The organism is Frankia sp. RB5, assembly GCF_059816245.1.
The window spans coordinates 1-24,485 of record NZ_JCBATA010000056.1; the positions used below are offsets into that span (position 1 = coordinate 1).

10 protein-coding genes and 1 pseudogene are annotated in these 24,485 nt (G+C 67.7%); 8 read left to right on the forward strand and 3 right to left on the reverse strand.

Annotated features, from left to right (window positions below; all coding sequences use genetic code 11):
- The first annotated feature begins 276 nt into the window (after positions 1-276).
- Positions 277-1,197, forward strand: a complete 921-nt coding sequence (locus AC6EXY_RS24650) for a hypothetical protein (protein ID WP_499818212.1) — start codon at positions 277-279, stop codon at positions 1,195-1,197.
- 220 nt (positions 1,198-1,417) lie between these two features.
- Here the strand turns inward: AC6EXY_RS24650 and AC6EXY_RS24655 are convergent, their stop codons facing one another.
- The gene (locus tag AC6EXY_RS24655) at positions 1,418-2,368 is read right to left on the reverse strand and encodes a hypothetical protein (RefSeq protein ID WP_499818213.1); all 951 of its coding nucleotides are present in this window, start codon (positions 2,366-2,368) and stop codon (positions 1,418-1,420) included.
- A 705-nt stretch (positions 2,369-3,073) separates the two neighbouring features.
- Between AC6EXY_RS24655 and AC6EXY_RS24660 the strand changes: the two genes are divergently transcribed.
- The 5 genes from AC6EXY_RS24660 to AC6EXY_RS24680 are packed head-to-tail and all read left to right on the forward strand — an operon-like array spanning position 3,074 to position 18,807.
- Complete coding sequence (locus AC6EXY_RS24660) at positions 3,074-8,281, forward strand: DEAD/DEAH box helicase (protein ID WP_499818214.1); 5,208 nt, start codon at positions 3,074-3,076, stop codon at positions 8,279-8,281.
- Entirely contained in the window at positions 8,278-11,154 is a 2,877-nt protein-coding gene (locus AC6EXY_RS24665; protein WP_499818215.1) for a DUF8741 domain-containing protein, read from the forward strand. The genes AC6EXY_RS24660 and AC6EXY_RS24665 overlap by 4 nt, the downstream gene beginning before the upstream one ends.
- Positions 11,151-15,182, forward strand: a complete 4,032-nt coding sequence (locus tag AC6EXY_RS24670; protein ID WP_499818216.1) for an Eco57I restriction-modification methylase domain-containing protein — start codon at positions 11,151-11,153, stop codon at positions 15,180-15,182. The genes AC6EXY_RS24665 and AC6EXY_RS24670 overlap by 4 nt, the downstream gene beginning before the upstream one ends.
- Positions 15,179-17,587, forward strand: a complete 2,409-nt coding sequence (locus AC6EXY_RS24675; protein ID WP_499818217.1) for an McrB family protein — start codon at positions 15,179-15,181, stop codon at positions 17,585-17,587. Before AC6EXY_RS24670 ends, AC6EXY_RS24675 begins: the two co-directional genes overlap by 4 nt.
- Positions 17,584-18,807, forward strand: a complete 1,224-nt coding sequence (locus tag AC6EXY_RS24680; RefSeq protein ID WP_499818218.1) for an McrC family protein — start codon at positions 17,584-17,586, stop codon at positions 18,805-18,807. The genes AC6EXY_RS24675 and AC6EXY_RS24680 overlap by 4 nt, the downstream gene beginning before the upstream one ends.
- Positions 18,808-20,118: 1,311 nt before the next feature.
- On the opposite strand, the gene AC6EXY_RS24685 is transcribed toward AC6EXY_RS24680, so the two are convergent.
- Positions 20,119-21,351: a DUF4407 domain-containing protein gene (locus AC6EXY_RS24685; RefSeq protein ID WP_499818219.1), complete on the reverse strand. Its 1,233-nt coding sequence runs from the start codon at positions 21,349-21,351 to the stop codon at positions 20,119-20,121.
- A gap of 1,772 nt (positions 21,352-23,123) precedes the next feature.
- Positions 23,124-23,366, reverse strand: a complete 243-nt coding sequence (locus AC6EXY_RS24690; RefSeq protein WP_499818220.1) for a hypothetical protein — start codon at positions 23,364-23,366, stop codon at positions 23,124-23,126.
- On the opposite strand from AC6EXY_RS24690, the pseudogene AC6EXY_RS24695 reads away from it, so the two are divergent.
- A pseudogene (locus AC6EXY_RS24695) lies at positions 23,293-23,463 on the forward strand (IS5/IS1182 family transposase); the annotation flags it as partial. The gene AC6EXY_RS24690 and the pseudogene AC6EXY_RS24695 overlap by 74 nt on opposite strands.
- Positions 23,464-23,650: 187 nt before the next feature.
- Positions 23,651-24,439 carry a hypothetical protein gene (locus tag AC6EXY_RS24700; protein ID WP_499818221.1) on the forward strand — a complete coding sequence of 263 codons (789 nt, stop codon included), beginning with the start codon at positions 23,651-23,653 and terminating at the stop codon, positions 24,437-24,439.
- Positions 24,440-24,485 lie beyond the last annotated feature (46 nt).

The following is a 24,485-nucleotide window of genomic DNA, read 5'->3' on the forward strand; positions in this document are numbered from 1 at the left end:
TCCTGAAAAACTGGCGCGTCTTCAGCCGCTTCCGCGGCTGCCCACGCCGGGTCGGCACATTCACCCAAGCCGTCTTCGTCCTGGAACAGGAAGGAATCTAAAAAAACCAACTTTGAAAATGCTCAATGATCCCTTTCGTCAGGATATCCGCCTGAGGAAAGATTCTAAGTTTTAGCCGATCCGGGATTCGGGGGACTGGTGGATGGCGATTCTGGCGTCCTGGCATTGGGCGCCTACAGGGAAGACACTCTTTCGTTGGCGAAGGATACGTTGAACGTGTATTCTTCGCTACATGGGCAGCGCCTTTTGCTTGCTTTCAATGGGGCGCGGGCTAAAGGGAGGGATATCTCATTTCCTTGGAGTGGATTCAATCCCTGCTTCGGGTTGACGTCGCACAGCTGGTTCCTGGTTCGTAGGCGCGACGGGTATTTGCTGGCCGAGGGTCCGGTATCCGAACTGCTGTGGGTCGACTTGACTCGCGATGGCATCGAGCTGATCCTTAGTGGGAATCGAGCAATCCGACTATTTGTTGGCTCGCTCGTTTCCAAAGAGGCGCAATGGGGCATCATGGAGACTTTGATGCGAGTGCGGGTCGCAGCCGCCGATTTTCCCTTGTTTGCAGACCAGCAAGTCCCAGTTACACTTCGGGGTCAGTACCTCGGAGGCTATGGGACGGGACTGACGTCGGATACCAAGGCGGTGGTCTGGGTCGGCGGGTCCGGGATTGCGGCACTTGCGCCGGGTGCGTCCTGGCTCCGCGCGACTCGGGAACTGAGGGGTGTGCAGATTGGGGGGGTGGGAGAATATTCGACTGGCGGCGGGTGGGTAGGTGGCGGGTTCGGCGTCGCTGGGGCGCTTGAGGGTGCGGCCTTTGCTGAAATTATGAATCTACTGACGACGCGCCGGCATGTCGAAACGCTCATTCGGCTCGTCTATGGCAACGCCGAGGCGACGTTCGCGATCGACAACTATGTTCCCGGGCGCCTAGAAATTGAGCTGGCCGCCTTGCTGGCAACGCTCCGCGGAAGCGGAAGCCATCAGGGGAATACCCGGCTCAACCTGACCACGGTAGCTGCAGCACCAACCACAGACTCCGTCCTGCCCCCGGGTCAGGCCGCGCGCTTCTGCGTTTCCTGTGGCACGCGACGGCTCGGCGGCGCCGCGTTCTGCGGAGGCTGTGGAGAGCGGTTCAACTGAACCTTGTTCGTCACCAACGTCTGAAGTTCTGGCGATTGATAAAAGTTCCGGCGCACTGCCCTGGGTGGCCTCGCCGAGCCGACGCGGACTCCGGTGCTCATGAGCAGGTCGGCGAACTCGGGGATGTCGCGGCGGAGGGCCGATCATCCAGCCACTCGGGAAGGCCACGCACAGACCAGCAGTCGCAGGCTCTCGAGGACGGACAAGTTAAACGGCAAGCTTAGGACCTGAGTGCCTGTCGATATTCTTTTAGGTCGTCCTCATCCTGACTGAAGAAATACTCGAGCAATGCTTGGAGATCGCCTGGGTCTGGAGTCTGCGGTGCTGGCTCGAGGTGCTGGCGGATTCGGAATGTTCCACCGCCGGTGTTGTACATCGTGTACAGCCCGATCTGCTGGCGGAGCGCTTCTGAGATCATGCCTTCGGGAAGCGGCAGGTCCTCGTCGTCCGAGTCGATCTCGACGACAAGGTTGGGGAGCTGGGCTACTCGGCCGTGAGCCACAGCCTCGTAGATGGACTGCAGACGGCTAGCCTCCACGGCGCGTTTGATCTCGAAGGAAGAGATCGCGAGGTCGACCGAGGGAAGCAGATCATAGTTCCGCACTTCGACGGCGACTACGTCGGGACGTGTCCACTGCCCGCTTCCGCGAGCATAGCCTCGGGGGGATGCGGTCACTCGGACGCGCCCGAAGGCGGGCGCCATCGTATCGATCTCGGTCTGGTACCAGTCGACGAAGGGCTGGTACAACTCCGTTTCCCGGCTGACCAGCTTCCCAGGTCGGGAGAAAAGGAGGTCGAGGCTCTGCGACGTTGCTCCGGAGACGGGCGCCTCGACAGGTGGTGCTTTGCTATCTGCTAGCTGCGAGTCCAAGGTGACGCGGGCAACGGTGCCGCCACGGCCGCGACCGAGACGAACAAGGTGAGCGCTCTTGAGTTCGGCGAGACCGCTCTGGTAGCGGTCGTTGGTCAACCGGACGACGCTGCGTAGCTGCAACCCACCGATAGATGTGCCGTCAGGCATAAGGCGGTCCAGGATCTGCGCTGCCTCAGCGGACAATCTCGAGTCCCCGACCTGACCTGTCGAAGCACGCCGAATACGGCGTCCGTCCATCACCGCATAGCCGGCCCCGGTCAACTCGTCGACAGCGTGGGCGAACGACGCGTCGCCCATCCCGAGTCGCTTGCGTAGTGGGCCGCAGTTCGACGGACTCTCGTAGATCTCCGCGTACAACCGAGCCGCCGCGCTCGAAACCATCGTCGCCCCCCAGCCAGCGCCATCGCTTCCCATATGTCCGGAAGACAAGGATAGACAACTACTGAGCGTCACTAGAGTCGGCATCCGGGTCCGGTAGCGGTAGCTCCACGCGGATCTCGACGCCTTCGCCTCTGGTGGCGGCTGGACCCGCGTTGTGGGCTGTGTTGGTGGTGCTGGCCACCTACACGGTGGATGACGTGATCTCGATGGGACTGGTCGCCGGGGTCGGCGTACGCGCAGGCGCTGGAACGGAAGCGGCGGGACCACCCCCGTCATGGAGACGCCTGGTCAGCGGAGGAGGACGACCAACTCCGCCAGGAGCATGAGGCGGGCTGGACGGTGCGGGCGATGGTCGACAGCCATCAGCGTGGTCGTGGCGCAATCGAATCCCGCCTGGTGAAGCTCGGCCTGGAAGGCCCCGAGCCGTCTTCCCCGACCAGTAGTTAGGCGGTCTTGGGCCTGCATCTCATCGATGCGACGTGTCCCGCACGGGGAGTGTGTGCGTCCGCATCTGGTCGGATGCGTGCGTGATGCCCAGTTGAGACGGTATGAGGTGATGAGGCTACGGTGTGGTAGTCCGTTCTGCACCGTCCTGGGGGGTTGCCGGTGGATGTGTTCGCTGTGCGCGACAGGCTGGTGCGGGACTACGAGGAGTTCGTTCGTGGCTTCCTGACCATCCGGGACGCGAGGATCCGGGCGCACGTCGAGGATGCGGTGGCGCAGGGCCTGCTGTGGCCGGAGGCGTGGCTGTCGCTGAACCCGGCGTTCGAGCCGGGCGGTGAGATCTCGGAGCTGGCGCACGGCGGGCCGGGCGGCCTGGATCCGGGCTGTGGTGACATCTTCCGGATCGGCGGGATGCCGATCCGGCTGCACCGCCACCAGCGGGACGCGGTGGAGCTGGCCCAAGTCGGCGCGAGCTACGTGGTGACGACGGGCACCGGGTCCGGTAAGAGCCTGACCTATCTGGTGCCGATCGTCGACCACGTCCTGCGGGTGGGGACCGGCGGTGGCATCAAGGCGATCATCGTCTATCCGATGAACGCGCTGGCGAACTCGCAGTTCGAGGCGCTGAAGGAGTTCCTGGGCGACGACGGGCGGGTGACGTTCGCCCGGTACACCAGCCAGGAGGACGACGAGCGTCGCCGGGAGATCCTGGCGGAGCCGCCGGACATCCTGCTGACGAACTACGTGATGCTGGACCTGATCCTGACCCGTCCGGAGGAGCGGCGGCGGCTGATCCAGCGGGCGGGCGGGCTGCGTTTCCTGGTGCTCGATGAGCTGCACACCTACCGCGGGCGGCAGGGCGCGGACGTGGCGATGCTGGTCCGCCGGGTCCGGGACGCCTGTGGCAGCCCGGACGTGCGGTGCGTGGGAACGTCGGCGACGCTTGCGACCGGCGGCAGCCGCGCCGAGCAGCACGTCGAGATCGCGCGCACCGCGTCGACGATGTTCGGGCTGCCGGTGGCGCCGGAGCATGTGGTGGACGAGACGGTGCGCCGGGCCACCGTGGACGTTTCCGCCGACCCGGACCGGTTGCGCGCGGCGGTGGCCAGGCGGGTGCCTCCCGTCGAGCTGCGTGAGGACGTCCTGGCGAGCTGGGCGGAGTCCCAGTTCGGCCTGGTGGAAGAGGATGGCCGGCTGGTGCGGCGCCGTCCGCGCAGGCTGCCGGACGTCGCCGCTGAGCTGGCCGGGCTGACAGGCGCGGCGGTCGAGGAGTGCGAGCGCGCGCTGCGGGAGACGCTGCTGGCTGGTAGCCGGCAGGTCGACGCGTTCGGCCGGCCGCTGTTCGCCTTCCGGCTGCACCAGTTCGTGGGCAAGGGCGACACCGTCTACGTGTCGCTCGACGTGGAGGAGACCCGGCACGTCACGACGCGGCGTCAGCTCGCGCACCCGGATGACCCGGACGCGATTCTGGTGCCGCTGGTGTTCTGCCGGGAGTGCGGCCAGGAGTACCTCGCGGTGACCCGCCGCAATGGTCGGTTCGGGGTGAGTGGCACGTCGGCTGACGTGGAGGACGACGAGCACGGCGGCTACCTGTACGTGTCGGCGTCGACCCCGTGGCCGCGTGGTCTCGACGCGGTGGCCGGCCGGCTGCCCGCCTCATGGCTCGCGGCCGACGGATCCGTGCTGCCGAACCGGGCAGGCCTGCTTCCCGAGCCGATGCGGGTGGCGCCGGACGGCCGCCAGCTCGGCGACCACGACGACGGCGGCCTCGCGGCGGCCTTCGTGCGGGCGCCGTTCCGGTTCTGCCTCAACCCGGACTGCCGGGTGTCCTATGAGTCACCCCGGCAGCAGGACTTCGCGAAGCTGTCGAGTCTCGGCTCGGAGGGGCGCAGCTCGGCGGCGACGGTGCTCAGCTCCAGCCTGATGCGGGCGCTGCAGGACCAGAAGGATCTCGCTGACGAGGCCCGCAAGGTGCTGGCGTTCACGGACAACCGGCAGGACGCGGCCCTGCAGGCCGGGCACTTCAACGACTTCGTGCAGGTCGGCATGGTGCGCGCGGCCCTGCACCGGGCGTGCGAGGCGGCCGGCGAGGACGGGTTGACCCACGAGGACCTCGCTGGGGCGGTGGTGCGGGCGCTGTCGCTGCCGCGGGAACGGTACGCGCAGGAGCCGCAGCGGAAGGGGTCCGGGCGGGAGCTCGCCGATCGGGCGTTGCGCCAGGTCGTCGAGTACCGGCTGTACCTCGATCTGCAGCGCGGCATCCGGATCACGATGCCGAACCTGGAGCAGGCCGGCCTGCTGCGCGTCGAGTACCGGTGGTTGGACGAGGCGGCAGCCGACGACGAGTCGTGGCGGGGCACCGCGCTTGCCGACGTCGCGCCCGACGACCGCCTGCGCTTGATGGCGGTGCTACTGGACGAGATGCGACACAGCTTGTCGCTGCGCGCGGACGTGCTCTCCCTCGACGGCTTCGAGCGGGCGCAGTCGCTGGCGAACCAGCATCTGACCGGGCCGTGGCAGCTGGAGGAGGAGCCGTTCATCGCGGGCCGGCTGCTGCCCCGCGCCAAGCGCCGCGACGAGCCGCGGACGGACCAGTTCGTCTCCGGCCGGTCGGCGTACGGCGCCTTCCTGCGGCGGGAGGTGCGAGCGCTCATCGGCAGCGCGTTGTCCGTCGACGACGCCGAGGCCGCGATCGTCTCGGTTCTCACAGTGGCCGAGGAGTACGGCATCGTGCACAAGATCGATGATGACGGGCGGGGGAGCACCGGAGCCGGTTATCAGCTGAACGCGGCGGTCCTGGTGTGGAAGGCCGGGGACGGCACCACGCGAGCGCCCGACCCGCTGCGCGTCACCGTCGGCGATCAGGGTGGTCGGACGAACGGCTACTTCGTCGGTCTCTACCGGGAGCAGGCCAGAGAGCTGGCCGCGCTGTCGTCGGCCGAGCACACAGCCCAGGTCCCCGCCCTGATCCGGGAGCAGCGAGAGCAGGCGTTTCGCGAGGCGTCGCTGCCGGTGCTGTTCTGCTCGCCGACCATGGAGCTCGGCGTCGACATCTCCTCGCTGAACGCGGTGCTGATGCGCAACGTGCCGCCGACACCGGCGAACTACGCCCAGCGATCCGGCCGGGCCGGCCGGCAGAGCCAGCCCGCTCTGGTCGTCACCTACTGCACCAGAGGCAGCGCCCACGACCAGTACTACTTCCGCCGCTCCCAGGACATGGTCGCTGGCGCGGTCGCCCCGCCCCGCCTGGACCTGGCCAACGCCGACCTGGTCCGTGCCCACGTGCAGGCGATCTGGCTGGCTGAGACCACCCAGCAGGCGCTGGGCAGCTCGCTGGTGGACATTCTCACTGTCGCCGGCGAGGACCCGCCCCTGACACTGCGGCCCGAGGTGGTCGCGGCGATGTCGGACGAGGGCGCCCGACTGCGGGCGACGCGGCGGGCTCGTCGGGTGCTGGCGGGCACCCGGGAGATCGTCGAGGCCCCCTGGTACGACGAGGGCTGGGCGGAGCGGACCGTCAGCCGCGCGCTGGAGAACTTCGACCGGGCCTGCGACCGGTGGCGGACGCTGTATCGCAACGCCCAGGCGGAGTTCGCCGAGGCGAGCAGCGTGATCACCGACGTCTCGGCGTCGAAGGACGCGGTCGCGGCCGCGCGGGCGCGCCGCAACGAGGCGGAGGCCCAGCTCGACCTGCTGCGCAATGCCGAGACGTCCCTGGACCAGAGCGACTTCTACACCTACCGCTACCTGGCGTCGGAGGGGTTTCTGCCGGGGTACAGCTTTCCGCGCCTTCCGGTGTCGGCGTTCATTCCGGCGCGGCGGGGCCGCCGCCAGTTCGAGGGCGACTACCTGTCCCGGCCGCGCTTCCTGGCGATCAGCGAGTTCGGCCCGGGCGCGCTGGTCTACCACGAGGGTTCGCGCTACGAGGTCTACAAGGTCGCCCGGTCGCTGCGCGCGGACACGGGCGGCCAACCGCGGCTCGCCCTGGAGGCGGCGAAGGTCTGCGCCGGCTGCGGTGCGCTGCACGACGCCGCCGACGATGTCTGCGCCTCGTGCCACGCCGAGCTGGGTCCGGCCTGGAACAACCTGCTGCGGATGACGACGGCGAGCACCCGGCGCCGGCAGCGGATCAGCTCGGACGAGGAGGAACGCCGCCGGCAGGGCTTCGACATCCGCACCGCCGTGGCGATGCAGGTCGACGGGCCCGACCGGCGGGTCGAGGCGACCGTCGCGGCGGCTGACGGGACGGCGCTGGCGTGGCTGGCCTACGCCGACGCGGCCACGATCCGCCGGATGAACATCGGCCTGCGGCGGCGCCGCGCCAAGGAGCCGACCGGCTACCGACTCGACGCGGCCACCGGCCGGTGGGCCCGCCGCTCCGACCAGCCCACCGACCCGGACAGCCTGACCAGGAAGGCCACGGCGGGGTCGGGAGGCTCGGCGGCTGGCGAGCTGGTCGTCCCCTACGTCCAGGACAGCCGCAACGCACTCGTCGTCGAATGGCAGGCCACGCTGCGCCCGGACGCACTCGCCAGCCTCCAGTACGCACTCAAACGCGCCGTCCAGGTCGAGTACGACCTCGAGGACTCCGAACTCACCGCGGAGGCGCTGCCGCACCTGTGGGACCGCCGCCGGATCCTGCTGTACGAGTCGGCCGAGGGCGGCGCCGGGGTGCTGCGCCGGCTGCTGCACGACGGCGAGCTCGACGCCGTCGCCCGCCGCGCGCTGGACCTGCTGCACTTCGACCTCGACGGCCGCGACCGGGGCGCTCCCGATGGTGTGACGGAGCGCTGCGCGCGGGCCTGCTACGACTGCCTGCTGTCCTACGGCAACCAGATCGAGCACGAACTGCTCGACCGCTTCCTGGCCCGGCCATTGCTGCTCGCGCTGGCCGACAGCAGCACCACGACACTCCCACCGCCCGCCGGCTCAGCCCCCGGCTCGAGCGCGCCGCGGACGGTGGACTTCGCCGAGGCCGGTCCCGAGTCCGCACCGACGACGGCCGTCCCCGACCCCGATCCCCTTCCCACCGGGGTCCCGGATGGCCCGCCGCTGACTCGGGAGGACGCGACCGCGCGATTCGTGCGCTGGCTTGGCGACCACGGCCACCGACCGCCGGACGGCACGGCCGAGTTCATCGCCGAGGCGCAGGCCCGGCCCGACCTCGTCTACCACCTGGCGCACGGCGAGGTGGGCGTGTTCGTGCGCCGCGAGGCCCCCGAGACGGACGGGCAGGACAGGGCGGATGACGGGACCACCGGCGAGCCGGCGGTCGATCGGCTCGCCGCGCTCGGCTGGACCGTGATCGAGATCGGCGACGAGGACGAATGGGAGTCCCAGGTGGCGCAGCTGCCGAGCGTGTTCGGACCAGTGGCGGCCCGGTGACCGCCCCCACAGCCCCGAACACCGCCCCAGCCTTCGCCCCCGGCTCCCTGGTCCGCGCCCGCGGCCGGGAATGGGTCGTGCTGCCCGGCGGCGAGGCGAACCTACTGCTGCTGCGCCCCCTCGGCGGCACCGACGACGAGGTCGCCGGGATCCTGCCGGCTCTCGAATCGGTCGAGCCCGCGACGTTCCCGCCGCCGGACGCCAGCGACCTGGGAGACGCGGCCAGCGCCCGGCTGCTGCGTAGCGCCCTGCGCCTGGGGTTCCGCTCCTCCGGCGGCCCGTTCCGCAGCCTGGCCGGGCTGGCCGTCACCCCCCGCTCCTACCAGCTCGTCCCGCTGCTGATGGCGCTGCGGATGGACACCGTCCGGCTGCTGATCGCCGACGGCGTCGGGATCGGAAAGACGATCGAGGCCGGCCTGATCGTCACCGAGCTGCTCGCGCAGGGCAGCACCGACCGATTCACCGTGCTGTGCTCACCGGCCCTGGCCCAGCAGTGGAAGGCGGAACTGGCGGAGAAGTTCGCCCTGGACGCGACGCTGGTACTCGCCTCGACCGCCGGCCGGCTGGAACGCGACCTGCCGGCGGGGGAGTCCCTGTTCGAACACCATCCCTACACGATCGTGTCCACGGACTTCATCAAGGCGGCCCGCCGCCGCGACGAGTTCCTGCGCGCCTGCCCGGACCTGGTCGTGGTCGACGAGGCGCACACCTGCGTCGCGGCCGACGACGCCGGGCGCGACGGTGCCGCCGCGCAGCAGCGGCAGGCACTGCTGACCAGCCTGGCCGCCGACCCCGACCGGCACCTGCTGCTGATGACGGCGACCCCGCACAGCGGCAAGACCTCGGCGTTCCGGGCGCTGCTGGCCCTGCTCGACCCGGCGCTCGCCGACCTGCCCGAGGACCTGTCCGGACCGGCCCGCCGCCGCGACCGGGAACGCATCGCCCGCCACCTTGTCCAACGGCAACGCGCCGACATCCGCGCCTACCTCGACGAGACGACGTCGTTCCCGGACCGGCTGACCGCCGAGGAGCACTACCGACTCACTCCCACCTACCGGGCGCTGTTCGACGACGTGCTCGCCTACGCCCGCGACAGCGTCCACGACACCCGCGGCGGCGCGGTGGCGCAGCGGGTCCGCTGGTGGTCGGTGCTGGCGCTGCTGCGTGCACTCGCGTCCTCCCCGGCCGCCGCCGTCGCGACCCTGCTCAACCGCAGCGGGGTCGCCGACGCCGACAGCGTCGCCGAGGCTGACGCGCTTGGCCAGGCCGGAGTACTCGACCTGAGCGACGCGACCTCCACCGACGGCGCGGACACCAGCCCCGGCGCGCAGCTCGACCCGGTCCGCGCGCGGCTGCTCGCGCTGGCCGCCGACGCGAAGAAGCTCCACGGCAAGGCGGACGACGCCAAACTCGCCAACGGCATGAAGATCGTCAAGGAGCTGCTCGACGGCGGCGACGCGGTCGTCGTGTTCTGCCGGTACATCGCCACTGCCACCTACCTGGCCGCCGCCCTGCGCGCTGACAGACGTTTCGCCGGCGTGGAGGTCGAGGCGGTCACCGGCGAGCAGCCACCAGATGACCGGGCCGTGCGCGTGGCCGGCCTCGCCGACCGGTCGGCCGGCACGAACCGCCGGGTGCTGGTCGCCACCGACTGCCTCTCCGAGGGCATCAACCTGCAGAACCACTTCACCGCCGTCGTCCACTACGACCTGTCGTGGAACCCGACCCGCCACGAGCAGCGCGAGGGCCGGGTCGACCGGTTCGGGCAGACCGCACCAGCGGTGAAGGCCGTCACCTACTTTGGCGCGGACAACCCGATCGACTCGCTGGTCCTCGACGTCCTGCTGCGCAGGCACGACGCGATCCGCAAGGACACCGGCGTGTCCGTGCCCGTCCCTGCCGACTCCGACCTGGTGCTCTCCGCGGTTCTGGAGGGCCTGCTCGCCGCGGGGGCGGCGCCGGACCAGCTCGAACTGGAGGGTGTCGGCGAGGCCGCCCGCGCCGACCTGCTGGCGAGGTGGACGTCGGCGGCCGAACGGGAGAAGCGCTCCCGCTCCCTGTACGCGCAGGAACAGATCCGCCCGGAGGAGGTCGGCCGGGAGGTCCAGGCGATCCGTGGCAGCCTCGGTGGTCCGGCCGAGGTCGCGGAGTTCGCCCTGTCCACCCTCGCTGCCCTGCGCGCCCCCGCGCATCGCGACGGCGACCACTACCTGGCGCCGACCGCCGGCCTTCCACCAGCGTTGCGCTCTCAACTTGGTGTGAGCGGCGGGGAGCTGCGGCTGGCCGAGGCGCTGCCGGCCCCACCGGAGATGGCCGTGCTGACCCGCACCGACCCGACCGTGGAGACCCTCGCCCGGTACGTGCTGGACACCGCCCTCGACCCGATCGGCGTCGACGAGGCCGACCGGCCGGCCCGCCGCTGCGGCGTCATGGTCACCGACGCCGCCGACGTCCGCACCGTCCTGCTCCTCGTCCGCTACCGGCTGCACCTGACCCTGCCCGGCCGCACCGGGCCGCGCCCGCAGGTCGCCGAGGAGGCACGCATCGTGGGCTTCACCGGCACCCCCACCGACCCGACCTGGCTCGACGACGACCAGGTCGCCGCCCAGCTCGCCGCCCGCCCGGTCGCCAACTATCCCCGCGACCTCGCCGCCGCCGACCTGCGCCGGCTGACCGCCCGCCTCGACGGCCTCACCAACCACCTCACCGAGGTGGGCGAGACGCTGGCCGCGGACCTGCTCGCCAGCCACCGGCGCGTCCGGGAAGCTGCCGGCAGCACCGGCAACCTGGTCCGCCGCGGCCTGACCGTCACCGCCCAACGCCCCGCCGACATCCTCGGCGTGTACCTGCACCTGCCGGCGGCCCGCGTATGACGACCCCACCGGCCACCGGAGCCTTCACCACCGTCCGCAGCGTCGGCGGCCTGCTGCCCACCGACCTGCTCGCCGCCGTCGCCACCAGCGACGGCCTGCCCGGCCAGAAACCCGCCGACTACGGCCTCATCGGCCGGGAGACCCTACGCGAAGGCGCGAACCGCTCGTTCACCCGCCTGCAGGCGGCCTGGGCCGACTTCCGCCGCCTCGTACCGCCCGGCCCGGTCACCGGCACCCAGACCGAAGCCACCCGCAACCGCTGGCTGCGGGTGCTGTTCGATGAGCTCGGCTACGGCCGGCTGCCCACCGCCCCCGCCGGCGGCATGACCATCGACGGTCCCACCGGCACCCGCGCCTACCCCGTCTCCCACCTGTGGGAGCGCAGCCCCGTGCACCTGCTCGGCGCCGGGGTCAGCCTCGACCACCGAACCGCGGGTGTGCCGGGTGCGGCGGGCGCCGCGCCGCACTCGATGGTGCAGGAACTGCTGAACCGCTCACCCGACCTGCTGTGGGGGTTCGTCTCCAACGGCCTGCGGCTGCGCCTGCTGCGCGACTCGGCGTCCCTGGTCCGCCAGGCCTACGTCGAGTTCGACCTGGAGGCGATGTTCGACGGCGAGGTCTTCGCCGACTTCGTCCTGCTCTGGCTCGTCGCCCACGCCAGCCGGGTCGAACCCCGCCCGAACAGTGACGCCCGCCCGGAAACCTGCTGGCTGGAGACCTGGCGCGGCGAGGGAACCCGACGCGGCACCCGCGCGCTCACCGCCCTGCGCGACGGCGTCACCCAGGCGCTGACCGTCCTCGGCCGCGGCTTCCTGCGCCACCCCGACAACACAGCGCTGCGCGCCGCCCTCGCCGACGGCACCCTGCCCAGCCGCGAGTACTACCGGCTCCTGCTGCGCGTCGTCTACCAGCTGCTCGTCCTGTTCGTCGCCGAGGACCGCGACCTGCTTCACCCCCACGACGCCGCCCCACAGGCCCGCGACACCTACCGCCGGTACTTCTCCACCGAGCGGCTGCGCCGACTGGCACGGCGCCGACTGGCCGGCGGACGGCACGGCGACCTGTGGGCCGCCCACCAGGTCGTCCTGCACGGCCTCGGCGCGGAAACCGGCCGCCCCGAGCTCGCCCTGCCCGGCCTCGGCGGCATCTACGAACCCGACCAGCTCGGCCACCTCGCCACCACCGCCCTCACCAACGCCGACCTCCTCGCCACCGTCCGCGCCCTGTCCGTCATCCGGGACGACAGCGGCCTGCCCCGGTCGGTGGACTACCGCAACCTCGGCGCCGAAGAACTCGGCGGCGTCTACGAGTCGCTCCTCGAACTCGTCCCCCACCTCGACCGGGACACCGGCACGTTCACCCTCGACGTCACCGCCGGACACGAACGCAAGACCACCGGCTCCTACTACACACCACCCGGACTGGTCGAGATCCTGCTCGACGAGGCCCTCGACCCCGTCCTCGACGCGGCGAGCCAGGCCGCCGACCCCGAGCGGGCCCTGCTGGACGTCACCGTCTGCGACCCGGCCTGCGGCTCCGGGCACTTCCTCGCCGCCGCCGCCCGGCGCATCGCCCGCCGCCTCGCCGCCGTCCGCACCGGCGAGGCCGAACCCCCCGTCGAGGCCACGCAGACGGCGATGCGCGATGTCGTCGCCCGCTGCCTGTACGGCGTGGACATAAACCCGCTGGCCGCGGAGCTCGCCAAGGTCGCGCTGTGGCTGGAGGCCCTCGACCCGGGCCGGCCGTTGTCGTTCCTCGACGCCCATATCAAGGTCGGAAACGCCCTCATCGGCACCACCCCCGACCTGGTGGACGCTGGCTTGCCCGAGGACGCCTTCAAGGGCCTCGTCGGCGATGACCCGGCCCAGCTGCGGGCCTACCGCAAACGTAACCGGGACGAGCTGAAGAAGGCCGCCGACGGCTACAACGAGCTGCCGTTCGCCGACCCCAGCGAGGCCTGGCGAGCCGACTTCCAGACGCTCGCTCGACTGCCCGAGGACAACCTCGGTGCCGTGCATGACAAGGCTCGGCGATGGCGCCAGGCGGAGGCCAACGTCAAACTGGACCACGCGCGGCTAGCCGCCGACGCCTGGTGCGCCGCATTCGCCTGGCCGCACCGCCTCGACCCCGACGCCGTCGCCCGCGCGCAGGAGCGCCTGAAGAAGACGAGCACCCCGCTGCCGGTCACCGAGCTGCGAGCCGAACCGGCGCCGCCCACCAGCAACGACATCAGGCAGATCCGTGAAACCGGCGCCGCCGCCCTCACCCCAGCCCAGCTGCGGGTGCTCGCCAGCCTGCGGGAGCGCCACCGCTTCTTTCACTGGCCCCTGGAGTTCCCCGACATCCTGCCCGGCGGCTTCTCCTGCGTCCTCGGCAACCCACCCTGGGAACGGGTCAAACTGCAGGACGAGGAGTTCTTTGCCAGCCGCGACCGGGAGATCGCCAAGGCACCCAACGCGGCCGCCCGCAAGAAGATGATCGCGAAGCTGGACGAGGAACGGCCCGCCCTCGCCGCCGAGTACCTGCGCGCCCTGCGCGACGCCGACTTCGCCAGCCACTACGCGCACGACTCCGGCCGCTACCCGCTCACCGGCCGGGGCGACATCAACACCTTCCAGGTCTTCGCCGAACACGGCCTGTCTCTCGTCGCGCACCACGGCAGACTGGGCGTCATCCTCCCCACCAACATCGCCACCGGCGACACCACCGCCCCCTTCTTCCGTAAGCTCGTGGAGACCGCCACCCTGGTTGCCTTCTTCGACTTCGAGAACGAAGCCAAGATATTTCCGGGTGTACATAACCAGTTTCGATTCGCTCTGTTGTGTGCGACAGGGGGAAGTCGAATTGACAGGGCATCCTTCGCGTTCTCCACCCGCTATATGTCCGACCTCCCCGGGCACAGGTTTCAGCTGGCACCTTCCGAGCTACTACTGGTCAATCCGAACAGCGGTACGACTCCGGTCTTCCGATCCAGACGAGACGCCGAAATCGCTATCGGTATCCACCGCCGTGTTCCAGTCCTTGTCAAGGGAAACGAGAATCCGTGGAATGTGTCGTTTCTGGCCATGCTTCACATGGCAAATGACTCGGCTTTGTTTCGCGCCGAGAAGGAGCTGGTCGATGACGGTTGGGAGATTGAAGGAAACGTCCTCCTGTGCGCGGATGGGCGTATGTTGCCGCTTTTCGAAGCGAAGATGCTACATCAATATGACCACCGCTATGCGACGTACGACGGAGCTAGTCAGGCCCAGTTGAACAAAGGAACACTGCCCAAGCTGGAGGACGCCGTGCATGGCGATCCTAATGCAGTGGCGTGGCCTCGTTACTGGGTCTCCGAGGAGCAGGTCAAAGATGTACTAGATGGACGCTGGGATCGTGGCTGGCTTCTCGGCTGGCGAGACATAGCCCGCAGCGTTGACGAGCGCACGGTTATCGCGTCGGCTATGCCTGTCGCCGCAGTCGGCCACACAACGCCTCTCCTGTTGTCGACGTGCACGGGAATTGCGGCGCTGCACGCGAACCTCTCATCTCTGGCTCTTGACTACACTGCTAGGCAGAAGTTGAGCGGAACTCATCTAACGTTTGGAGTTGTGGCGCAGCTTCCGGTGCTGCCGCCTTCGGCGTATCTCCGACCGTGCTCGTGGGACGATGCAGTGGAGTTGCGGGACTGGGTGGCGGATCGGGTGCTGGAGTTGTCCTATACGTCGTGGGACATGGTTCCTTACGCCGAAGAGCTGAACGCGGGGGATGGGCCGCCGTTCCGGTGGGTGCCGGAGCGGCGGGCGCAGTTGCGGGCTGAGTTGGATGCCGCCTACCTGCACCTGTACGGGCTGGATCGAGACGAGGCCGAGCACGTCGTCGACTCGTTCTTCGTGCTGCGTAAGAACGAGGAGAGGGCGTTCGGTGAGTTCCGCACCCGCCGTCTCGTCCTCGCTGCCTACGACGGGATGGCCACCGGCAGCTTCACGTCTCCGTTGAATCCGCCTCCTGGCGACGGCCCCCGCCACCCCGATCGGAGCCGCGCGTGACCACCAAGGAACAGGTCTACACCGCTGTCCGCGCCATCTTCGACCGGGGTTTCGCCGCGGACGATTCGGTGTTCACGCCAGGTCGGCGGGTGTGGACCCGGAGCAACGCCGAGGATCTCGTGGTACGGCTGGAGAATCCGCCGAGCGGGGTAAGCGGAACTTTCCTGAAGAAGCTCCAGGCGGAACTTGACGGTGCCGCGTCCGAGGTCGTGCAGCTTGCCGCCGAGATCCTCTACCTGCACCTGGTGCCGTCGCTGAGCGTCAAGGGGGCGGCCAAGCGATTCGCGCTCCGCAGCGTTCTCGGTATTCCGCGCGAGTCTGTTTCGATTCCGCCGGATCTGGACGAGGTGTTGGACGGCGGAATCATGTACACGGGGGTGGCGTTCAACACCTACCGGGCGCAGCAGGTGACCTGGCTTGCGCGGGTGGTCGCGCATCTCAAGTCCCGGCCGCCGTCGACGGTCAGCGCGGTGCTGGCTGATCCGTGGTCGTTCCGGGCGCTGCTCGACGAGATCCCGACCACGACCGCGAGGGCGCAGCGGATGGCCCTGCTGCGGCTCGCCTTCCCCGGCACGTTCCTCGACGCGGTGAGCGTTGTTCATCTCGGCAAGATTGTCGATACGTTCCGCCATGAGATCGATGCTCCCAGCGGAGACGAGGAGCGGGACTTTGCCGCGATCCGGGCCGCGATGGAGGCTCGCGAAGGCCCCGTCGACTTCTACGCCCCACGATGGGCACGGCTCTGGGAGCAGCACGGCGAGGAGCAACGCGCACCGTCGGACATCTCCTACCCGCGCGGCTGGCTCGTCCGGGGGGCGAACGTCCAGGGTCGCAACCTGGTGCCGCGCTGGCTTGAAGACGGATACTGCTCCCTCTCGCTGCCCGGCTACGACCGGGTGGAGGTCGATCTCACCCGATCCCAGCTGGCGCAGGTGGTCCGGGAGGCCGAGCCGGACCTGAGCGCGACGCAGGAACGAGCTCGGGTGGCGCTTCTCGACCGCTTCCTCAACCAGATTTCCGACGGAGACCTGGTCGTCACGGTGAACGAGGCGCGGGTACACGTCGGAGTTGTCGCCAGCGGGCCGTACTGGGTCCCCGGGCAGCTGCCGGCGCACAGCCGGCGCGAGGTCCGCTGGTTCGACGTCCCGCTACGCCGTTCCGATCTGTCTGACAGCACCCAGGATCGACTGACCGGCCAGCAGCTCGTCGTCAGTCTCGGTGATTCCGCCCGCGAGTTCGCCGACGCGGTCGAGATCGATCTCTCGGCGGCCAACGGCGACGGTGATGCCTCGGCGGAAACCAGTGATGGGCTTTGGCGTGTTGTGGACCTCGACCGCGCCGACGTCGGTGTCACCAGCCCAGAACCGCCGGAAGTCATCGTCGAACAGCCGCCGCTGGAGGCGCTGCCCGCACCAACCGAGAAACTGTCGGGCGAACTCCTGGTGGACCACGACTGGCTGGTCGAGACGGTCGACCTGCTGGACGAGAAGAAGCAGCTCGTCCTGTACGGCCCGCCCGGCACTGGCAAGACCTACCTGGCGCAGGAGATCGCCCGGTTCGTGGCGGAGCAGACCAACGGCACCCCCCGGCTGGTGCAGTTCCACCCGTCCTACGCCTACGAGGACTTCGTCGAGGGGTTCCGGCCGGGGCTGGGCGCCGACGGCACGTTCCGCTTCTCGAAGGAGTATGGCCCGCTGCGCCGCCTGGTCGAAGACGCCGCCGCCAACCCGTCCGGCGCGTACGTCCTGGTCATCGACGAGATCAATCGGGCGAACCTGGCGAAGGTGTTCGGCGAGCTGTACTTCCTGCTCGAGTACCGCAACCGGACGATCGAGCTGCAGTACTCGGCGGGCGAGGACTTCCGGCTGCCGTCGAACCTGTTCGTCATCGGCACGATGAACACCGCCGACCGGTCGATCGCGCTCGTCGACGCGGCGATGCGCCGCCGCTTCGCCTGGCAGCCCCTGTTCCCGGGCGAGCCGCCGGTTGCGGACATGCTGCGCCGCTGGCTGGCCAGACACAATCTGCCGGCCCACATCGCCGACCTGCTTGACGTGCTGAACGCCGCGATCGGCGACCGGGACGCGGCGGTCGGGCCGTCGTACCTGATGAACAGGCGGGTGGCGACCGAGGCCGGGCTGGCCAGGATCTGGCGCACCCAGATCCTGCCGCTGCTGGAGGAACGCCACCTCGGTGAGCACGCCGACGTCGCCGCCTACGTCCACGACCGCTACGGGCTGGCCGCACTGCTCGCGATGCTCCCCGCCAGCGTCGTCGGTGGCGGAGCGGGCGATGCGGCTCCGAGTTCCTCCGACGATGCCGGCACGGCTGACTCCGGGGCCGCCGCGCCCACCGTCCCTCCCGTCGAGGAGCCGGGTAGCGGCGCGGGCGCTGCCGGCCGGTGAACGTACAGACAGCGACGCGGCGGGTGGTCCTGGCCGAGTACGAGTCGCAGGCCGTCCCGGGCCTCGCCGAGGACGTCGCCCGTACGCTCGTCGCGACCGGGGCCGTCAGCGCCAGCCGCGATCTCGACGGCACGCTCCGGCTGACGGCGTCGACGAAGGTCGGTCTCGTCCGGGCTGGCGACGTCGAGCTGGTCGTCCAGCCCAAGGTCAGAGTGGCACGGCTGCTGTGGATGGTTGGCCACACCCGCGACCCGACTGGCTGGCGGGACGACGACGTAAACGTCGACCCAGCCGACGACCTCGTCACCGGCCTCGCTGTCGCGTTCGCCGGCCAGACCGTCCGCGCTCTGGTCGGCGGGCTGCTGCGCGGCTACCGGCCGGTCGACGAGGCATCGCCGGTGCTGCGCGGACGGCTACGTGAGGCCGACCAGATGCGGGCCCGCCTCGGCGTCGCCGTCCCGCTGGAGGTCCGCTACGACGACTACACCGCCGACATCCCGGAGAACCGCATCCTCGCCGCGGCCACCCGCAGGCTGCTGCGCATCCCCGGTATCCCCGCACCGACCCGGGCGGCGCTGCACCGCACCCAGCGGCTGCTCGCCGACGTCACCCCGCTCGTCCCCGGCACCCCGCCGCCGCCGACCCCCGCCACCCGGCTGACCCTCCGCTACCAGCCGGCCCTACGGCTGGCCCGGCTCGTCCTGGCCAACCGAGGCATCGACATGCCCCCGTCCGCCAGCGCCGGCACGATCGCCGCGACCGGATTCCTGTTCGACATGTACACCGTGTACGAACAGTGGCTCACCGCCAGCCTGCGCCGCGAACTGGAATTCCACGGCGGCGCCGTCGACGGCCAACGGATCGTCCACCTCGACGAGGCCCGAAAGCTGGCCGCCCGCCCCGACATCACCTGGTGGCAGGGCCCCCACTGCCGCGCGGTCATCGACGCCAAATACAAGACCCCCACCTCCGTACCGATGGAGGACCTCTACCAACTGGTCACCTATTGCGCCGCACTCGGCCTCACCGACGGCCACCTCGTCTACGTCGGCGGCTCTCCGACCACCCACACCATCCGCCGCAGCGGCGTGCGGATCCACCACCACGTCATCGAGCTCGACCAGCCTGCCCGGGCGCTGTTGAACCAGATCGGCCGCACGAGCGCGGCCGTCTTGGACTTTGCCCGTCCACACCTGAGCAGGCAGGTATCTGACGGATGACCAATTGGCGTGTCCGCGTTTGGGAAATCTCCGAACCCTTGCGATCTATGGTCTCGCGCCCTCGCTGTTGCCGCCGCGTCCCACCGGGAGTAAGGAGGCGGTGTGATTGGTAAATTTGGGTCGTCCGGTACCGTGGAATGCTGCATTGGGAGAAGGAGTAGGGGGTGTGGCATATTACCGCAAGAATGATACCGGAACGAACCGTCGACACAATGTTCGCTATCGAGGTGGCACAACTCATTCCGTATGCAATTATATGGTCTCCCTCGAATACTCGGGGTCAAATTGATCACGTTGTCTCGATTCCCGACACTCGGGCCTTCATCTTCGAATGTAAGGGGACGATAACGGATGCCGCGAAAGACCCGTATAAGCCGTGGAGGTCGCCAATCGACCGAAGGCAGCTGTGCGGTTATCTGGGCGCGGGGCGGCCAGTCCTGTATGTATTGCCCGCGAAACCGGCCAGGCTGGCGTTACCTTGGATCAGGATTTGCAACTCCGATCCCGACCGGCAGGGCAGGTGCAGAGCCTGCCATAATTCGAGTGAGAGAGGCTCTCGTCGATGGGCTGGCGAGAGCCCGACCGTGAAGAATGCCCCATTCCATGTACGGTTCCAGCCCTGGTTTGCGCACTGGTGCTGGGTCATCCCTGCTCAGGACCTCGACAGATATCTGAAGGGGCGTCAGGGAGACGTGGACCTCCCTACGGAGGACCACGCGCTCGCTCGGATCCCGGGCGCCGATCGTCTATGTCACTTCCTTCACGCGGTTCATTCCGGCCAGCCCATGTTCCAGGATCAATCGTTGAAGGCTGAACAGCTGCCTGAGGCGCTGGCTCACCTTCTCTCGCGTCGCCGTACATTGGATGACATGACTGCCGTCGAGGGGGAAGGAGAGGAAACAACTCCGGTGCAGGTTTTGTGGTTCCCGGAGTCATCTGACGTCATAGACAAGCGCTGAATCCAAGGCGAGTAGTCGGTGGACGGCGAGGACTTCGAGAGTGAGGGTGACGCTGGTGCTAGGGATACGTTTCCGATTTCGCGGCTGGCACTTGGCCATTACCCCTACCTGCGGCCGTGGCGCCGTCACTACTTCCTCTCCGCTAGGACCGGTAGTGTCTATCGGTGATGTTTCAGTGCCGCTGCCTCGATCGGCGCATCCGACCCGCGCCGATCATCGCGCCCACCGCGCAGGACCTCACCAGCCTGATCCACAACATCAAGAACGGATCTTATTAATCGGCAAATCCCTGGCACGCGGTCCAGGCATGAACCCAGTATACGATCTATATAGGAACTAAAGACTCAGGACACTAGACGACTCGGGCGCGTGTGAGCTGACGTCGCATCAAGACATCCGAATAGACCTCGTCCTTCGCCTGACTCAGCCTCGCCTCGATCTGCCGAGAGAGGAACTCTTCGATTTCCCTAATCGTGTCCGCCGCATCTTCTCGCTGGGCGATTTCGACTAGTTGTTCGCGCCGGGAGATCTGGAGTTCCTCCTCGGCGATCACATAGTGTTCCTTGACCACCCTCAGGCGATCATAGAGAGTCGGCCGGCCCAGCGCCTGCAGGAGCCCCACTAGAACTGGCAAGAGTTCGATAGCGACGAAGAGCAGCCTGAGTAGCCACATCGCCGTCGCAATCGACCTATGCTCGGAAGTCAAGGTGCTGAGGGCCTGCAACCTCGCAAGAAGACCATCGTCGTTCATAATCTGAGCCGTCGCCGCGGCTCGGCCGAGCTGAACGCTGCGTTCCAGGCTGTCGATCTTAGCGAGGTCACTGTTTCGAGCAGCCTTGGCGATCTCCGCTTCGGGGCCACCTTGATCTATAACTGTCTGACTCCGTGTGGCGTCGCTTCTGAGAATCGCGATACGGGTTACCCGCGGGTCGCTGGCAAGGCTCTTCTCGAACGCTGCAACTTGCATCTGGTGGTTTACTACGAGCTGCGCGTTAATCTCTGGCTCAAAGATTTGCAGTTGAAGTGGCTCGACGACCACGATGCTGAGGATGACTCCGAGCGCGAGGCGTGGCAGGGCGACGAGTATTTTTCGGTGCCAAGCTCCTTGCCATTGCACGGAAACGGTAATCCATCGATCAAGATTTATCACGGCGAGCGCCCACAGCGCTCCGATCGCAAGGCAAACGCCTGTAGGCGCATCCAGCGCAATTTTTATGGCGACCACAGCGGATAGGCCGGCCATCACGCCCGTGGTAAAGATCATGCCACCGAGACCAACGTACTTCGGGCGCTCGCTCGGGAAGTCGGCCAACAAGGCCACGTCGGCACCCGACAGCATAATCAGACCATCACCAAGACCGCGGGGATACCGCCGCCGTACATACCTTCCCTTCCGTGCTGCGTCGGGAACCGGTATCCGGCGAATCGAACCCGGAACATCGTCTGGCAGGTCGTCCGACGATCGCACCGTCGGCGGGTCGGCGCTTAGCCTCGCCACGAATTCATCGGTGCCGCCATAGACGCGAAGCTTCTCCAGAAAGTCGGCCGACAGCGGTCCCTGTGCTAGCGGTGGAACCTGATCCACTGTGTGCTCCTACTTTCGTTAACCTACGGCTGGCGGTGATACTTCCACCATGCACTCGGCGGTGTTCCGAGCTGATAGACGCTGGTCGCAATATCTCGCATGATCTCTTGTACCTTTGGCTTCATCAAGTCGGCGTATGGAACGGGTGCGTCAATGACCACGCACCCAATCTGCTGTCCGTCTGGCCTGAAGATTGGGCGAGCGGCGATGCTTACATAGTCCGAGGTCAGCTGCAGTTCGCCCCACGACAACCCATAGCGGTCGCTGGCTGGAAGCCCACGCCAGACGTCGCGTCCCGTGGCGTTAGAAGCAGCGTAGAAGGAGCGCCAATCGACTGCGACATGGGACCCATTGCTCCACGACTTGCCGATTACACCTTTCCCTGGTCGCCAGCGAGGCCATATCATCGCAGGCTTGCTGCCCAATCGGACTCCACCGACGTTGACGAGTAGGCGGAGTCTCCACCTGTGCCGACTCCGGAACACATGCACGCCCACACTGTCCCAGGAACAGCCGGTCTCCGCGACGATCAGGGACAACCCTGTGCCGAGGACCGCTCGCACGTTTCTTTCATAGTCCCGCACTTGCGCAGATTGAGAAAGCCGAGTCGCTGATTCCATACCCTCACGCAGACCGATTAGCGTAAGGACAAAAACGCTCGCATACAGCAGGAGGTCCTGTCGAGGCCAGAAGTCTCGGGGCAGGTTCAGTTGCGCGAGTGTAACCGCCAGCGTTGCGACTACCGCGACCGCTGCCCGCGCCCCGCCAATGATTGGCATTTTCAGAATACCTAGCCTCGATGATCCTCTGGACTCGACCATGATACGCGGAACGTCAAGATGTGATGGTCCGAATGAAAGGTCCTTTGGGTCGGACGCGGGAGACCGTTCTGGACGGAGCCGCTCTGCGGGATCGATTAGTCTCCTAGCTTGTTTCCCGCCGTGCTGGCCAGGCCCCTTAGGTAGGAGTCAGGTGCTGCGACACTTGCCGTGTGGCCGGATGCCCGGCATCATTTGGTGATGATCATCGGAAGCGATCTCTCACAGCTCTAGCTCCGAGCCGCCGAGTCCGAGCCCTTCGAGAGCGCGAGAAGGTTGTTGTACGTCGTGCTGACGAGAGCCCGCCACCGAGCCACGTTACTGCTGCCGTCGGCCCAGAGCGTCTCGTGGCACTCTTCGCCTACCTTGCGGAGGCCGCTGGACCGTTGACCCTCATGTCGCTATTAGACTAGGCCATCACCCCGCACGGGCATCGGGAGCGAGCGGAAGGAGCCGCCGCGAGCGCGCTGCGGCGCTGGGGCTCGGCCTGGGTCTGCCAGCGGCTTGGCCCGTCGGTCGCCGCGCCGAGCAGACTTACTTGTTTCATCGGCCCGCCTTACGCCCCGCCTGATCCTCCCGTCGCCTGCGACGACCGACCGACCTGCCGGTGGGACTGCCTGCAGCATGGGCCAAATAGTAGCGGAGCACGCCCGATACGACGAGATGGCGACCGCGCCAGGCGGGCCGGCCCAGGACCGAGGACCGCGTGGCGCCCGAGCCGGGCGATCGAGGATACGGCAGGGTTCGAATACAAGCACTCCGCCAGTCAGCCAGGATTCATCTGGCTGCTCGGCCGGCGAACGCACCTCGGCGAGGATCGCTGCCCCCAGTGGTGCAGTCCCAAGTCCGTCGTGTCGCATGACGGCTTAACGGCCAGGGGCCGGAGATGTGTCCGCCGGGCACGGAGATGGCGCCGGCCGCGCGCTCTCATCGGGCCTCGGTTCCGCGGGTGGGTCAGGTCCGGTCGGACGTGTCGGGGAGGTTGCTGCTGTCGTCGAGCGTCGCCCATTGCTGGAGCATCTCGATGAACTGGCTGGGGGTAATGGCGTAGAGGGTGGCGAGGGCGCGCAGATCGCCGTCGCGGATCGTCAGGACCCTGCCGGCGTAGTCGCCGCGTCCCCTTAAGAAGCACAACAGGATCCACAACGCCCTGCGGGCCGTCGGTGAACGCGCGAACGCGCTCCTGAAGCACGTCAAGGCGCTCCGGAACGTCAGCCTCGACCCCTGGAAGATCGGCCTCATCGCCAAGGCGACCCTCGTGCTCATCCACACCGAGCACCGCCGCACCACCTAACTAGCCACTACACGAACAACACATCGGCGATCACTAGGCGTCACGGGCCGTTACGCGGAAAGGCTCAGTGGCGATCCCAGGTCCGCTGTGGGCCAATACTCGCCCAAGCCGGGGTCTCGCTGACTCCTACGGTAGAGAGTCCTCCAAGTGGGACATCGACACATCGCGATCTTGCTAGGCTGTGCGCATGCCTGATGACCAATCGAAGCAGGGGAACGGCGATGGCCTCTCCGGCGAATGGGCTAACCCGTTGCGGAACTGGGAGCGTCTGGCTGCAGGAATTGTTGGCGTATCTCTGGGATTTTCAGGCGTCTGGGCAGTATTCCGAAGCTCAAACGAGGCTGGGACATCGCTGTTGCTGGTCGTCGCCGCCGCATTCCTCTTCCTTGGGATTCAAGGCACGGCGATACGGCGCCTAGGTAGCGAATCGACCGGCATTGAACTCGAAAGGCGCACCGAGATTAGGGTCCGCCGGAAGCTCGCTGTCGAGGTGCGAGAGGAGGCACGACTGGAAGTCAACGCCGACCGCATTCTGGGGTTGGCGGACACGCTCGCGATCATCGAGGCGAGTCCAACGCGCGAAGCCGCTGTGTTCGAGTTGACGGTCCAGGCTGCGCTCATTCGAATAGGCGCGGATATCGACAGGAGTGCGGCGCGCATGCTCGAGGCTGACTTTGTCGCGATTCTATCCGAAAACGAGGGTCCGGGAGTGCGCATCCTTCTCGAGCTTCAGCCGATCAATGGGCGCTTCTTTAAGTTCAAAGAGTGGGCATTTCCGCCAAATGATCAACCCACTCTTATAGTGACCAACAAGCGCCTGCCAGATGTCTTTCGAGACAAATCTCCTCTTGACCATGTAAGGTTGGTGGAATTTCGAGGATCCCTTGACGACGGACTTCTTCGAAAGGGGCTCGCTGCACTGTCCGATTCCTCTCGGCCATCGGCGCCGTCCCCCTACCCTGCTGGCGCGGAGTGAGACTGGGCAGCGGTGGTTACACGCGCTCCCTGAATTCGCCTGTTAC

Coding starts and splice junctions, on each gene's coding strand:
- AC6EXY_RS24670 (WP_499818216.1), top strand. CDS start 11,151: ATGACGACCCCACCGGCCACCGGAGCCTTCACCACCGTCCGCAGCGTC.
- AC6EXY_RS24700 (WP_499818221.1), top strand. CDS start 23,651: ATGCCTGATGACCAATCGAAGCAGGGGAACGGCGATGGCCTCTCCGGC.
- AC6EXY_RS24655 (WP_499818213.1), bottom strand. CDS start 2,368: ATGGGCGACGCGTCGTTCGCCCACGCTGTCGACGAGTTGACCGGGGCC.